Raw genomic sequence first — 13,933 nt, 5'->3', positions numbered from 1 at the left:
TCGTTTCATAAATGTGACCTCTTCTCCCTATTGACCCATGTGACCTCGGATCCTAGCATCAGCCGACATACGTGAATGGGTTACATATGTGGAGGGTTGCATGGTGACACTGGCCGTCGTCGGCGCGGGTTCGCGAGGTGCCGGGTACGCCCGGCATGCCACGGGACGCGCCGAAGTGGTCGCGGTGGCCGACCCCGTGCCCGGCCGCCGGGCCAGATATCCGCAGGCCGCCCACTACGCAGACTGGCGCGAACTGGCGGCGCTCCCCCGGCAGGCCGACGCCGTCGTCATCGCCACGCAGGACGCCGACCACGTCGAGCCCGCCGTGCGCTTCGCCGAACTCGGCTACCACATCCTGCTGGAGAAGCCGATGGCCGTCCGCGAGGAGGACTGCCGCCGCATCGTCGAGGCCGCCGAACGCGCCGGCACCGTCTTCGCCGTCTGCCACGTCCTGCGCTACACGCCGTACACACGGACGCTGAAGGACCTGCTCGACACCGGCCGCATCGGCGAGATCATCAGTGTCCAGCACCTGGAACCCGTCGGCTGGTGGCACCAGGCCCACTCCTACGTGCGCGGCAACTGGCGGCGCACCGACGAGTCCACCTTCATGCTGCTGGCCAAGTCCACCCACGACCTCGACTGGCTCGTCCACATCATGGACCAGCCCGTCACCCGGGTCTCGTCCTTCGGCGGGCTCAAGCACTTCACCGCGGACAACCGGCCGGAGGGCGCCGCCGACCGCTGCCTCGACTGCTCGGTCGAGTCCACCTGCCCCTACTCCGCACCCCGGCTGTACATGCCGCTCGCCGGCCGCGACGTCTGGCCGGTGTCCGTGCTCACCGACGACCTGTCCGAGGAGGGCATCGAGCGGGCGCTGCGCACCGGCCCCTACGGCAGATGCGTGTACGCCTGCGACAACGACGTCGTCGACCACCAGGTCGTGAACATGGAGTTCGCGAGCGGCGCCACCGCCGCGTTCACCATGACCGCCTTCACACCGCAGACCCACCGCCAGACCCGGATCTTCGGCACCCACGGCTCCATCGACGGAGACGGCGAGGTGCTGCGGGTGACCGACTTCGTCACCGGCGTCACCACGAAGATCGACACCACGGCCGCCGGCGACGGCACCGCGGCGGGCGGGCACGGCGGCGGCGACGAGGGCCTGGTCGACGCCTTCCTCACCGCGGTCGAGAGCGGAGACCGTACGGCGGTGCTGTCCTCTCCCCGCGAGAGCCTGCACAGCCACCTGATCGCCTGGGCGGCAGAAAGATCCCGCCTCGACGGCACCACCGTCACCCTGGAAGGAACTCCCCATGCACGCTAGAACCATCACGGCCGTCGCGATCCTGGGCGTCAGCCTCGTGGCGTGCGGCAACACCGGCACCTCCGGCACCGCCGCCTCCGGCAGTCCCGCCTCGGGCGGGGAGGGACGCGGGCCGATCACCTTCGCCAGCGGCAAGTTCGAGGCCGACGGCATCGCGAAGATCATCGAAGCCTGGAACGCCAAGAACCCGAACGAGAAGGTCAACGTCGTCCTGCTCCCCGAGAGCGCCGACGAACAGCGCCGCAAGCTCATGCAGAACGCGCAGACCAAGTCCGACGCCTTCGACCTGATCCTGACCGACGTCGTCTGGACCGCCGAGTTCGCCGCCAACCGCTGGGTGGACGAGCTCACCGGCGTGGACGTCAGCCCCTTCCTGCCGCCGACGGTCGAGGCCGCCAGCTACCGGGGCAAGCTGTACGCGATGCCGATGTTCACCGGCACCGGCCTGTTCTACTACCGCAACGACCTGGTCAAGGAGCCGCCCAAGACCTGGGCGGAGATGAAGGAGATCTGCGACCGGGTGCTGCCCAAGCAGAAGGGCATGGCCTGTTACAGCGGGCAGCACGACAAGTACGAGGGCCTGACCGTCAACTTCTCCGAGGCGATCAACTCGGCGGGCGGGCAGTTCCTCGACGACTCCGGCCAGCCGCAGCTCACCACCGACGCCGCCAAGGCGGGCGCGAGCTTCCTCGCCGACGGCTTCAAGTCCGGGATGATCCCCAAGGAGGCGATCACCTACAAGGAGGAGGAGGGCCGCGTCGCCTTCCAGGAGAACAAGCTGCTCTTCTACCGCAACTGGGCCTACATGTACGAGGCCGCCAACAAGAAGGACGGCTCCAGCAAGGTCGCCGGCAAGGTGGGCGTGGCCCCCATCCCGGGCCTGAGCGGCATCGGCGCCGGCACCCTCGGCGGCAACAACGTGGCCCTGTCGTCCTTCTCCACGAAGAAGCAGACGGCCAAGGACTTCCTCGCCTTCCTCACCTCGGCCGAGCAGACCAAGGCGTTCGCGCTGGTGCAGTCGGCCCCGCTGGCCAGGGCCGCGCTCTACGACGACCCCGAGCTGATCAAGCTCTACCCCTACCTGCCCGCGCTCAAGGAGGCCATCCTGGCCGCCAAGCCCAGGCCCTCGGCGGTCAAGTACGGCGACGTGACCGCCGCCATCCAGGAGGCCGCCTACTCGATCCTCAGCGGCGCCAAGCCGGCCGACCAAGGGCTCACCGAGCTCCAGACCACCCTGAGCGGCCTGCTCAAGTGACCCAGCCGACCCGGACGGGAGCGCGGAGCGGGCGGGTCGCCCGCTCCGCCGTCAAGGAGCAGAACCTGCTCGCCCTGGGCATGGTGTCGCCGACGCTGGTCGTGCTGGCGCTCGTGGTGTTCTACCCGCTCGTCGCCGCGATCCGCGAGTCGTTCTACACCTCGGGCGGCCTCGACGCCGACGGCTTCATCGTCGAGGGCGAGGTGTTCACCGGGTTCGCCAACTACGCCGGGGTCATCGGCGACCGCTTCCTCAACGCGACCCTCAACACCACGCTGTTCACCGTCGTCACCGTGTCGCTGGAGATCGTCCTCGGCACGGCGATGGCGCTGGTCATGCACCGTGCCTTCCGAGGCCGGGCACTGCTTCGGGCCTCCATCCTGATCCCGTGGGCGGTGCCGACCGCGGTGTCCGGCCTCATGTGGAAGTGGATCTTCCAGGCGGACGGCGTCGCCAACACCCTCCTCGGCACCGACATCCTCTGGACCGCCGACGGGGTCTGGGCCAAGCTCGCCGTCGTCATCGCCGACGTCTGGAAGACCTCGCCGTTCGTCGGCCTGCTGGTGCTGGCCGGGCTGCAGATCATCCCCGCCGAGGTCCACGAGGCCGCCCGCGTGGACGGCGCCACCGCCGCCCAGCGCTTCTGGCGGATCACGCTGCCGCTGGTCAAGCCGGCCATGCTGGTCGCGGTGCTGTTCCGGCTCATGGACGCGCTGCGCGTCTTCGACCTGCCGTACGTGCTCATCGGGCCACGCAAGGAGTCCGTCGAGACGCTGTCCGGCCTGATCTGGGACGAGGCCACCCGCGTGAACTACGGACCGGCCTCGGCGTACGGGACCGCGCTGTTCGTCTACATCGCGCTGATCGCGTTCGTCTTCGTCAAGCTGCTCGGCGCCGACCTGCTGTCGGACGTGCGGGCGCGCAAGAAGGGAGGCGCGTGATGCTGCTGCGTAGATCCGGGCTGATCGGCATCGCCCTGTTCTGCCTGGTGCCGTTCTACTGGATGGTGGTCTCCAGTTTCCGCCGCACCTCCGACATCTACGACAAGTCGCCGGTGCCGGCGCCGTGGTCGCTGGAGAGTTACTCCGCCGTCTTCGACGAGGGCAGCGGCTTCGGCCGGGCGCTCGCCAACAGCCTGCTCGTCGCCGGGGTCGCCACCGTCGTGACCCTGCTGGTCGGCACCATGACCGCCTACGCGCTGGCGCGGCTGACCTTCCGGGGCAAGAACGTGGTGCTGGCGCTCATCATCGCCGTCTCCATGTTCCCGGGGGCGCTGCTGATCGTGCCGCTGCTGAAGCTGTTCACGGACATCGGGTGGATCAACACCTACCAGGCGATGATCGTGCCGTCCATGTCGTTCGCGCTGCCGCTCACCGTCTGGAACCTCACGGTCTTCTTCCGTCAGCTCCCGCTCGAACTGGAGCAGGCGGCCATGATCGACGGCTGTACGGCGTTCACGGCGTTCCGGAAGGTGCTGCTGCCGCTGGCCGCGCCCGGCGTGTTCACGACGGCGATCATCGCCTTCATCGCCACCTGGAACGAGTTCATCATCGCGGTCACCATGATCAACAACGAGGCGTTGCAGACGGCGACCGTACGGATCGCCCAGTTCACCGGCGCCGCCAAGTTCGACACCCCCTTCGGCACCCAGATGGCGGCCGGGGTCCTGGTGACGATCCCCCTGGTGATCCTGGTCCTGGTGTTCCAGCGCCGGATCGTGGCCGGGCTCACGGCCGGCGCCCTGAAGTGACGCACGGACGCCTGAAGCGGAGGCGGGCGCTCTGACGTGAGGCTCGGTGCCCTGAGCGGAGGCGGGCGGCGTCTGAAGTGACAGCGGGCGCCGTCGCCGCGCTCAGGAGAGCCGGGAGACCGCTCCCGAGTAGGTGACGGCGTCCTGGCCCTTGCGGACCACGTTGAAGCCGGCCTTGTCGTTCGTGTTCTGCGGGAGGAAGTGAAGCGTCCCCGGGTGGCATTCCTTGCCCTTGACGCTTTCGAGCTGGAAGACCCACGCGGCCTCGGTGGGTGCGAGGCTGGCCGAGCACTTCAGGTCGGCGCCCCAGAGCATGCTGCCCGTGCCGTCCTGCGGGATCCGGATCTCCACCGGGAAGACCCGGCCCGCGGTGACGTGGTCGGCGGAGCCCGTCCACACCCCGGCCAGCCCCGGCGGCTGCAGAAACCACCAGCCGAGCCCCCCGAGCGCCGCCACCAGGACGACGCCGGCGGACGCCCACGCCCACGCCCGGCCGCCCCGGCGCCCGCCGGTCACCGTCTGATCGGCCTCTCCCTGATCAGCCCCTGCCTCTTCGGGCACCAGCTGGCTGAATCGGTCGGACAGCGCGGGGAACGACGTCGTCTGCACAGCCGCCGCCCGGCCCGATGCCGTCCTGACGGACACCGCCTGGAAGGGGACCGTCCGCTCGGAGGCGGCGGGTTTCGGGTCGGCGCCGAGCGCGGCCATGGCACCGGAGGTCAGGACGTCGCCGCCGGCGTCGCCCGCCAGCAGGAAGCGCAGCACCGCCTCCGCGTCCGGCCGGGCGACGGGGTCGGCGACCAGGCACGCCTGCACGATCTCAAGCAGCCGCCCGGACAGCGAGCCCAGGTCGGGCTTGCCGTACAGGATGCGGGCCAGCACCTCCTGGTAGGTCTCCGCGGTGAACGCCTGGCGGCCGTTCGCGGTGTAGGCGACGGTCAGCGCCCAGGCGTACACGTCGGCGGCCGGACCCGCCTGCTGCCCCTCGATGCGTTCCGGCGCCAGATAGGCGGGCGTTCCGACGGGGATCTGGCCGGTGGTGACGGTCGAGTCCATGAGCCGCGAGACACCGAAGTCGATCACTCGCGGCCCGTCGAGGCCGAGCAGCACGTTGCCCGGCTTGAAGTCGCGGTGCACGACTCCGGCGCGGTGGATGGCGCCGAGCGCGGTGGCGGTGCCGATGGCGATCCGGTCGAGCGAGCCGCCCGTTCTCGGCCCGTCGGCGACGACGTGCTCGCGCAGGGAGACGCCGTCCACGTACTCGCTCACCAGGTACGGCCGATCGCCGTCGAGCGAGGCGTCGAGCACCTGGGCGGTGCAGAACGGCGCCACCCGGCGTACCGCGTCGACCTCGGCGAGGAAGCGCCTGCGCACCTCGGGGTCGGCGGCCACGCTGCCGTGCAGGAGCTTGATCGCGACCTGGGCGCCCGTGGGCGTGCGTCCGCGGAAGACCACGCCCTGGCCACCCTGCCCGAGCCGCCCGTCGAGCTGGTACGTTCCCAACCGCCGAGGGTCCTGAGGGAGCAACTCCGTCAATCCCGACATAACCCGAGATTATGGCAGGCACGATCGCGAACGGTCCGCCGGAAAGCCCGAGACGGGCCGCCACAGAACCCCGAGCCTTCCGGAACCGATCCCGCCGCTCGACCACCATGCGCAGGAAGGCCGCACCTCACAGGAAGGCGGCGGCGTACGCGTCGAGCACCGGCAGCACCTCCTCCGCCGGTCCGCTGGGCAGCCCGGCCACGACCTCCTCGACCCCCAGCCCGGCGAGATGGTCGAGTTTCTCCCGCGTCGGCAGCGTCCCCACCGGCAGCACGTCCGCCATCGGCCGCCCGGCCCGCTCGCACGCCTCGCGCAGCGCGGGCAACGCCGCCGCCAGCCCGCTGCCGCCGATCGGCATCCACCCGTCGGCGTACTCCGCGATCTGCGCGAACAGCTTGGGCCCCGCGCCGCCGCCGATGTAGACGGGCGGCCCCGAGATCGGCTTGGGCCACGACCACGACGGCGTCATGCCGTCGAACTCGGCCACCTCCTCCCGCCACAGTTCCCGCATCCGCGACACGACCCGCCGGACGGTCTCCCGCCGCTCCCCGAAGGGCACGCCGTGGTTCTCGACCTCCTCGCGGTTCCAGCCGTACCCGACCCCGAGCACCACCCGACCGCCCGACAGGCGGTCGAGGGTGGCGACGGCCTTGGCGGTCACTATCGGCTCCCGCTGGGCGGGCAGCAGGACGGCGGTGCCGAGCCGGATCACGGTGGTGACCGACGCCGCAGCCGCGAGCACCACCAGCGGGTCCAGGCTGCGCCGGTACGGCTCGGGCAGTTCGCCGCCCTCCTCGGAAACAGGCCCCAGCCTGGATCGCTCGACCGGCATGTGCGTGTGCTCGGGCACGAACAGCGACACGAATCCGCGTTCCTCCGCCGCCCGCGCGAGCTCGGGGACCGGCATCGCCAGATCACTGGTCATCATCATGACACCCAGTCGCATCTCGACCTCCTGTCAACCAAGCGATTGCTCGCCTAACATTATTGGAGTAACTTGCCGCTCAGAGACCCCGCGGAGAGGATTCCGGTGAAGTTTTCCATCTTCCTGAACCCGCAGATCCCCGGCTCCGGATACGCGGCCGAGGAGAACGCCAAGGCCAGACGGCCGATCGGGCGGGACACCGAGTCGTACCAGAGACTGCTGCACGAGGTGCGGGAGATCGCCGTCCACGCCGACCGGATCGGCTTCGACGCGCTGATGATGACCGAGCACCATTTCCACTCCGAGGGCATGGAGTTCTCGGTCAACCCCCTCATGTTCCTCACCGACCTGGCCGCCAGGACCGAGCGCATCCTGCTCGCCCCCCTCGGCATGGTCCTGCCCGCCTGGGACCCGATCAGAGCCGCGGAGGACGTGGCGCTGCTCGACCAGTTCAGCCGGGGACGGCTGCGCCTCGGCGTGGCCAGGGGCTACCAGAACCGCTGGATGAACGTACTGGGCCAGCGCTGGAAGGCCGCCGCCGCCCGCTCCGACGGCTCGGCCTCGGACACCCGCAACTTCGACGTGTTCGGCGAAGTCCTCAAGATCATGAAGATGGCCTGGACCCAGGACACCGTCCGGTACCGCTCCGACGTGCTCGACTACGAGATCCCCTACCCGTACGAGGGCATCGAGGGCTGGCCCGCCGTGGAGTGGACGCGGACCTTCGGGGCGCCCGGGGAGATCGCCGACGACGGCCGGGTCCAGGCGGTGTCGGTCTGCCCCAGGCCGTACCAGAACCCGCACCCCGAGCTGTGGCAGCCGTTCACGATCTCCGACCGGTCGGTGATCAGAGCCGCGCAGGAGGACATCCTGCCCTGGATGTTCACCCCGAACCCCGACGACCACGCCGCCAAGGCCAAGCTCTACCAGGAGGAGTCGGCCCGCCAGGGGCGGCACTACAAGCTCGGCGAGCACACCGGCATCCTCAAGATCGTCGGCATCGCGGACACCGCGCAGGAGGCCATGGACACCTTCGGCCGCAGCATCCCGAAGGACTTCGCCGCCTTCTTCGGCCCCTTCGGCTACCTGGAGGTGCTGCGCAAGAAGGAGGACGAGAAACATCGGCCCATCTCGCCGGAGAAGGGCGACGCGCGGCGCATGAACGACGTCGAGATGGCGCTGTTCGGCACCCCCGACGACGTCAAGCGCGGCATCCAGCGCATGCTCGACCGCATGCCGGACCTGGAGTGGTTCGGCCTGTACATGCAGGGCCAGCAGGGCGTGCTGCCGCTCGACACGGTCAAGCGCAACCTGGAGCTGTTCGCCACCAAGGTCATCCCGGAGTTCCAGTGAGATTCTGGCTGGGGGCCTCGTTCGTCCCCACCGACCAGTACCTGGAGCTGGCCAAGGCCGCCGAACGCCTCGGGTTCGACACGCTCACGCTCTCCGACCACCTCTTCTACGCCGACTTCGCCTCGCCGTACCCGTATTCGAAGAGCGGGCGGCCGCGCTGGGACGCGAGCACCCACTGGCCGGACCCGTGGGTGACGATCGCGGCGATGGCGGCGGTCACCACGACGCTGCGCTTCTCGCCGAACGTCTACATCGCCCCGGCCCGCGACCTGTTCACGGTGGCCAAGCAGGTGTCCACGGCGGCGGTGCTGTCGGGCGAGCGGGTGACGTTCGGCGTGGGCGTCGGCTGGTGCAAGGAGGAGTTCGTGGCCACCGGCCAGGACTTCCACACGCGCGGGCGGCGGCTGGACACGATGATCCCGGCGCTGCGCTCGCTGTGGACCGGCGCCCGCGTCGAACTGGACGGCCTGCCCGCGTTGTCCATCTCGCCGACCCCTGAGGGCCCGGTCCCCGTCTACGTCGGCGGCGACAGCGACGCCGCCCTGCGCCGCGCCGCCCGGCTCGGCGACGGCTGGCTCGGCAACCGGATCTACACCGAGGAGCAGCTCGAACCGGTGCTCGGGCGGCTGCCGAAGGACCGCCCCTTCGAGGTCGTCGCCCCGCTGGCGATGCTTCCCGAGGCCGGCGCCTACCGGCGGATGGCGGCCAGGGGCGTGACCGCCACCATGGCCGCCCCCTGGTGGCTGGCCACCCCCGAGGAGAAGGCCAGGCACGGCGAGGGCACCCTGGAACTCAAACTCGCCACGATGGAGCGCTTCGCCGAGGAGGTGATCGCGAAAATGTGAACCCGGCCGCCAGTAGGCTTGCCTGCGTGTTGGAGAACATCACGGCGACGCGGTATGTCACGCCGCTGCGCGAGGGCGGCTCGCTGCCCGGCGTGGTCGAGGCGGACGACCTCGGCACCTACGCCGTCAAGTTCCGCGAGGCCGGGCAGGGCCGCCGCGTCCTCGTCGCCGAGATCGTCTGCGCCGAGCTCGCCCGGCGGCTCGGACTGCGCACCCCCGAACTGAAGCTGATCGAGATGGACCCCCAGTTCGGCGACCGCGAGCCCGACGAGGAGGTGCAGGATCTGCTCCGCAAGAGCGCGGGGCGCAACCTCGCCGTCGACTTCCTGCCCGGCGCGCTCGGCTTCGAGCCGCTCACCTGGCCGCCCGACCCCTGGTTCGCCTCCCAGGTGGTGTGGTTCGACGGCCTCGTGCACAACATCGACCGGAGCTGGCGCAACCCCAACCTCCTGGTGTGGCACGACGAGGTGTGGCTGATCGACCACGGGGCGGCGCTGTGGTTCCACCACAACTGGCGCACCGCCGACCCCCAGCGGCCCTTCGACGCGGGCGACCACGTGCTCGCGCCGTACGCGGCCGACCTGGAGCGCGCGGCGGCGGCGCTGTCGGCGCGGCTCACCCCCGAACTTCTGGCCGAGGTCACCGCGCTGGTGCCGGACGAGTGGCTGGACGGCGAGCCCGGGTTCGGCTCGGCCGCCGACGTGCGCGCCGCCTACGTCGAGCACCTCCTGGCCCGCGCGCACGGCCGGCGCACGTGGCTGACCTGCGACCGGCCCCGGGCGGCCAGGTCCGGCCCCGGTTCGGTCGGCGAGTTCTGGCGAGGCGGAGCGTGACCATGGACGCATACGAGTACGCCGCGATCAGGATCGTGCCCCGGGTGGAGCGCGGCGAGCAGATCAACGCGGGCGTGCTGCTGTACTGCCAGCCCCGCTCCTACCTGTGCGCCCGCGTCGAACTGGACGAGGCCAGGCTGCTGGCCCTCGACCCCCGCGCGGACGTCCCGGCGGTGCGGCAGGCGCTGGGCTCCTTCGAGCTGAGCTGCGAGGCCGCAGAGGGGCCGCTGGCCGCGCAACCGCTGGGCGCCCGGTTCCGCTGGCTGACCGCGCCGCGCAGCACCGTCGTCCAGACCGGCCCCGTGCACCCCGGCCTCACCGCCGACCCCGCCTCCGAGCTCGACCACCTGCTCGACCGCCTGGTACGGATCAGCTGAGCTCGGCGTGCGGGCGGCCCTTCAGCTCGTGGAAACCGGGGGTGGCCGCGAGCACGAGCGTGGCGTCCCACAGCCGCCCGGCGGCCTCGCCGCGCGGCACCTCGGAGATCACCGGGCCGAAGAAGGCCACGTCACCGGCCGCGATGATCGGGGTGCCGACGTGCGGGCCGACGCGGTTCACGCCTTCGGCCGTCGAGGCGCGCAGGTGGTCGTCGAAGCTTTCGTCCTCGGCCGAGGAGGCCAGCGACTCGGGCAGGCCCGCGGCCCTGAGCGCGTCCGAGAACTCCCAGCCGTCCGTGGCCTGCATCGCCGTGTAGAGGCGGCCGAGCCCCTGCGAGCCGTGGGCCAGCTCGACGGCCGCGCAGAGCCGCGCCGGGTACCAGAGGTAGCCCTCGGTGTCGCCCTCCGGATCCACCTCCAGGTGTTCGTTGAGGGCCGCGAGACTGAGCAGGCGCCAGCGGATCTCCAGCGATCGTACGGCGGCGGCCTCGACCAGCCACCGTGACGTCACCCAGGTGTAGGGACAAGTCGGATCGAACCAGAAACTGACCTGCATACCTAGAAGAGTACTGACATGAAGGTGTCCACCTCGTGGAATCCCACCTTCCGGTACACCGCCCGCGCCGCGTGGTTGAAGTCGTTGACGTACAGGGTGACGACCGGCGCGAAACACGCCAGCGCCGCCTCGACCACCGCCGCCATGCCCGCCACCGCGTGCCCGCGCCCCCGCAGCCGGGGATCGACCCACACGCCCTGGATCTGGCACGCGTACGGCGTCACCGCGCCGATCTCCGCCTTGAACACCACCTGGTCGCCGTCGATGCGCGCGTACGAGCGGCCGATCCTGATCAGCTCGGACACCCGCGTGCGGTAGAGCGCCCCACCGTCGCCGGTGTTGGGCGAGACGCCGACCTCTTCGGTGAACATCGACACGCACGCGGGCAGCAGCCGCTCGAACTGGTCCGGCGTGACCCGCCGGACCATCGGATCGGCCGCCACCGGGGCCTTCTGCGCCGTCGCCAGCACCGGCTGCGCCCGGCGGACGGCCCGCGCCCGCCCCCAGTGCGGCTCCAGCCGCTCCCACAGCAGCGACACCGCCGCCTGCGGGCCCACGATCGACGAACAGCGGCGGCCCTGCCTGCGGGCCCGGTCGGCGAAGGCGTGCACGGCCTCGGGACCGGCGTTGACCGGCACCAGATTGGCTCCGGCGTAGCAGAGCGAGACCAGGCCGCCGCGCGGCCCGAAGCCCCACATCTGCCCGCCCAGCCGCACCGGGTTGAGGCCGACCGTCCGCACTCGTGAGGCGACGAAGACGTTGGCGACCGGATCGGCGTCGAGCAGGCCGAGCACCTCGTCGCGATCGCCGTCGTCGAGCACGCGCGACGCCGATGTACGCAGCATCACACGGTCAGACTACGCGAACACCCACGGAATGGCTCATCTGCTGATGAGCTCGGTGAGCCTTTCCTGACTCTGCCCTCCGGACCTGCGCTCGGCGGCCATCCTGGTGGTCGCCCGGGGCGAGGCCGCGGCCTCGCAGAACACCGTGGAACGGGGCACCGAGCCGTCGGTGAGGTAGGCCGCCAGATGCCGGTCGGCGCAGCGGTTGCCCGCCAGCGAGACGCCGTGGTTGCCGCCGGGGACGACGACCATGCGCGCGGTCGGGAAGAGCCCGCGCATGTTCAGCGACCCCGCGTACGGCGTCGCCGCGTCGTCCTTCGCCTGCATCATCAAGATCGGCGGCAGCTCGTCCGAACCCTGGATCCTCGGCGGTGTGCCCCCCGGCACCGACCAGAACGCGCAGGGCGCGTTGTACCAGGCGTTCGGCCAGGTCATGAAGGGCGCCATGCGGTGCAGCCTGATCATGTCGGCCCGCCAGACCGACCAGCTGCGCGGCCAGACGGCGTCGCGGCACTGCACGCTCAGGTAGACGGCGTAGCCGTTCTCGTCCTCGGTGTCCTGCTCGCCGTACTCCTTCCACGCCTGGGTGAGCGCCTTGGCCTCGCCCTTGCGCACGTACCGCGACCACGCCTGGGCCAGCCGGGGCCAGACGGCGTCCGTGTAGCCGCCGACGGTGAACAGGTCGTCGAGTTCGCTCGGCCCGACCACGCCTCCGGCGGGCCGCTCGCGCAAGCGCGAGCGCATCGCGTACCAGGCGAACTCGGTCTGCTTGAGCGTACGGCCCAGCCGGTAGACCTGGTTGTGCTCGGCCGTCCAGCCCAGGAAGGCGCGGTGGCGCCGCTCGAAGCCCCGGTCCTGGGCCAGGTTGGCCCGGTACCAGATGCCGCGCGGATCGACCGCGCTGTCGAGCACGAGCCGCTTGACCTTGTCGGGGAAGAACGTGGCGTAGGCGGCGCCCAGGTAGGTGCCGTAGGAGTAGCCGAGGAAGCTGATCCGCGGCTCGCCGAGCGCCGCCCTGATCATGTCCATGTCACGGGCCGCGTTCTCGGTGTTGACGTGCGGCAGGAACCAGGCCCACAGGTTGCCGCAACGGGCTGCGTACTCACGGGCGCGGCTCACGAGCACGCTCTCGTCGCCCTGGGTGCGCGGGACGGCGTCGGGGCGCGGCGGCGCGTAGAAGCGCGCGGCCTCGACGCAGGTGATGGCCGGTTCGCTGGCGCCGACGCCGCGCGGGTCGAAGCCCACGATGTCGTAGCGGGCCGCCAGCTTCTCGGGCAGGACGGCGGCGACGTACTCGGCCAGGTCGCGGCCGGAGGCGCCGGGCCCGCCCGGGTTGACGAGCAGGCTGCCCAGGTGGTTGTGGTCGCGGGAGGCACTGCCCTTGACCCGGTTGAGCGCGATCTTGACCGTCTGGCCCCACGGGTCGCGGTAGTCGAGCGGTACCCGGACGCTCGCGCACTCGACTCCCGGCGAGGCGGGCTCGGCCGCCGTGGCCTTTCCTGGGGCCTTTTCCGCACCCCCGCCGGGGGCCTGTTTGGGAGCCTTTTCTGCGCCCGTTTCTGCGCCCGTTTCTGCGCCTGTTGCTGCGCCCGTTTCTGGGGCCTTTGTTTCGGCCGTGCCGGAGTCCGATTCGGCGTCCTTGGGGCACGCCCCCCATTCGACCTGGGGGGCGGTGAGTTCGGCCACACCCGCCACACCCGCCGCCCCGGCCTGTCCGGCCTTCGGCACCTGCTGAGCCTGGGGGACCGAAGCCCCCGCTGTCGCACCCTCGGCCCCGAGGGCCCCAACTGCAAGTACCGCCATCGTGGCGATGATCCCGACGACCCGCTTCACCCGGCTGCTCCCCCTCTGCTCATACGCAGAGTGATGCTGCCGTGCGTGACCGTACAGTCACCCTATGGATGGCGAAATGCTTACCGCTCTGTAATCAATGCATTGCGCCCTGTCATCTAACCGACGGTGACCTGCGGTCCTGCGGCGTCGTCGTCGAGGTCGATCTCCACGCCCATCTCCTCGGCGATACGCATCGCCTCCTCGATGAGGGTCTCGACGATCTGCGACTCCGGCACCGTCTTGATGACCTCACCCTTCACGAAGATCTGACCCTTGCCGTTGCCCGAGGCGACCCCGAGATCGGCCTCACGAGCCTCGCCCGGACCGTTGACCACACACCCCATCACCGCCACCCGCAACGGCACCTTCATACCCTCAAGACCCGCCTGCACCTGCTCGGCCAGCGTGTACACATCGACCTGGGCACGACCACACGACGGACAGGACACGATCTCCAGACCACGCTCACGCAACCCGAGCGACTCC

Annotated in this window: 13 protein-coding genes and 1 pseudogene; 8 read left to right on the top strand and 6 right to left on the bottom strand. The window is 70.6% G+C overall.

The features are described from left to right. Positions 1-100: 100 nt before the first annotated feature. Genes ABD120_RS29805 through ABD120_RS29790 form a run of 4 tightly spaced genes read left to right on the top strand, consistent with a single transcriptional unit; the run spans position 101 to position 4,335 of the window. Positions 101-1,330 (top strand): Gfo/Idh/MocA family protein, encoded by a 1,230-nt coding sequence (locus ABD120_RS29805; protein ID WP_343953486.1) that lies wholly within the window; start codon positions 101-103, stop codon positions 1,328-1,330. Further along, positions 1,320-2,585, top strand: coding sequence for an ABC transporter substrate-binding protein (locus tag ABD120_RS29800; RefSeq protein WP_343953485.1), 1,266 nt, complete (start codon positions 1,320-1,322; stop codon positions 2,583-2,585). The genes ABD120_RS29805 and ABD120_RS29800 overlap by 11 nt, the downstream gene beginning before the upstream one ends. Continuing rightward, complete coding sequence (locus ABD120_RS29795; RefSeq protein ID WP_343953484.1) at positions 2,582-3,526, top strand: carbohydrate ABC transporter permease; 945 nt, start codon at positions 2,582-2,584, stop codon at positions 3,524-3,526. Before ABD120_RS29800 ends, ABD120_RS29795 begins: the two co-directional genes overlap by 4 nt. Then, on the top strand, positions 3,526-4,335 hold the full coding sequence (locus ABD120_RS29790) for a carbohydrate ABC transporter permease (protein WP_343953483.1): 810 nt from the start codon (positions 3,526-3,528) through the stop codon (positions 4,333-4,335). The genes ABD120_RS29795 and ABD120_RS29790 overlap by 1 nt, the downstream gene beginning before the upstream one ends. A gap of 102 nt (positions 4,336-4,437) precedes the next feature. Here the strand turns inward: ABD120_RS29790 and ABD120_RS29785 are convergent, their stop codons facing one another. Together ABD120_RS29785 and ABD120_RS29780 are read right to left on the bottom strand one after the other, a co-directional pair. Beyond that, positions 4,438-5,838 (bottom strand): serine/threonine-protein kinase, encoded by a 1,401-nt coding sequence (locus tag ABD120_RS29785; protein ID WP_343953482.1) that lies wholly within the window; start codon positions 5,836-5,838, stop codon positions 4,438-4,440. Between the two features lie 169 nt (positions 5,839-6,007). Next, a complete protein-coding gene (locus ABD120_RS29780) occupies positions 6,008-6,826 on the bottom strand; it encodes a TIGR03619 family F420-dependent LLM class oxidoreductase (protein WP_343953481.1) in 819 nt (272 codons plus the stop codon). Between the two features lie 84 nt (positions 6,827-6,910). Here ABD120_RS29780 and ABD120_RS29775 point away from each other — a divergent pair, with 84 nt between their 5' ends. From ABD120_RS29775 to ABD120_RS29760, 4 genes are read left to right on the top strand one after another with little or no spacing between them, the layout of a single operon-like run. Further along, on the top strand, positions 6,911-8,158 hold the full coding sequence (locus ABD120_RS29775; protein WP_343953480.1) for an LLM class flavin-dependent oxidoreductase: 1,248 nt from the start codon (positions 6,911-6,913) through the stop codon (positions 8,156-8,158). Then, complete coding sequence (locus ABD120_RS29770) at positions 8,155-9,003, top strand: TIGR03619 family F420-dependent LLM class oxidoreductase (RefSeq protein WP_343953479.1); 849 nt, start codon at positions 8,155-8,157, stop codon at positions 9,001-9,003. Before ABD120_RS29775 ends, ABD120_RS29770 begins: the two co-directional genes overlap by 4 nt. 26 nt (positions 9,004-9,029) lie before the next feature. After that, a complete protein-coding gene (locus ABD120_RS29765) occupies positions 9,030-9,836 on the top strand; it encodes a HipA family kinase (RefSeq protein ID WP_343953478.1) in 807 nt (268 codons plus the stop codon). A gap of 2 nt (positions 9,837-9,838) precedes the next feature. Beyond that, positions 9,839-10,213 carry a DUF3037 domain-containing protein gene (locus ABD120_RS29760; protein ID WP_343953477.1) on the top strand — a complete coding sequence of 125 codons (375 nt, stop codon included), beginning with the start codon at positions 9,839-9,841 and terminating at the stop codon, positions 10,211-10,213. Here ABD120_RS29760 and ABD120_RS29755 read toward each other — a convergent pair. The 4 genes and pseudogenes from ABD120_RS29755 to ABD120_RS29740 all read right to left on the bottom strand — a co-directional run. Beyond that, positions 10,206-10,769 carry a mycothiol-dependent nitroreductase Rv2466c family protein gene (locus ABD120_RS29755; RefSeq protein WP_343953476.1) on the bottom strand — a complete coding sequence of 188 codons (564 nt, stop codon included), beginning with the start codon at positions 10,767-10,769 and terminating at the stop codon, positions 10,206-10,208. The genes ABD120_RS29760 and ABD120_RS29755 overlap by 8 nt on opposite strands. Positions 10,770-10,771: 2 nt before the next feature. Beyond that, positions 10,772-11,614, bottom strand: a complete 843-nt coding sequence (locus ABD120_RS29750) for a GNAT family N-acetyltransferase (RefSeq protein WP_343953587.1) — start codon at positions 11,612-11,614, stop codon at positions 10,772-10,774. Between the two features lie 36 nt (positions 11,615-11,650). Continuing rightward, positions 11,651-13,342, bottom strand: coding sequence for an alpha/beta hydrolase (locus ABD120_RS29745; RefSeq protein WP_343953475.1), 1,692 nt, complete (start codon positions 13,340-13,342; stop codon positions 11,651-11,653). 221 nt (positions 13,343-13,563) lie between these two features. Beyond that, a pseudogene (locus ABD120_RS29740) lies at positions 13,564-13,933 on the bottom strand (flavodoxin-dependent (E)-4-hydroxy-3-methylbut-2-enyl-diphosphate synthase); the annotation flags it as partial.

It is taken from the genome of Nonomuraea longicatena, assembly GCF_039525605.1.
GTDB classification, from domain to species: Bacteria; Actinomycetota; Actinomycetes; order Streptosporangiales; family Streptosporangiaceae; genus Nonomuraea; species Nonomuraea longicatena.
The sequence above is the reverse complement of the archived record's forward strand: the minus strand, read 5'-3'. Positions and strand labels throughout refer to the sequence as shown.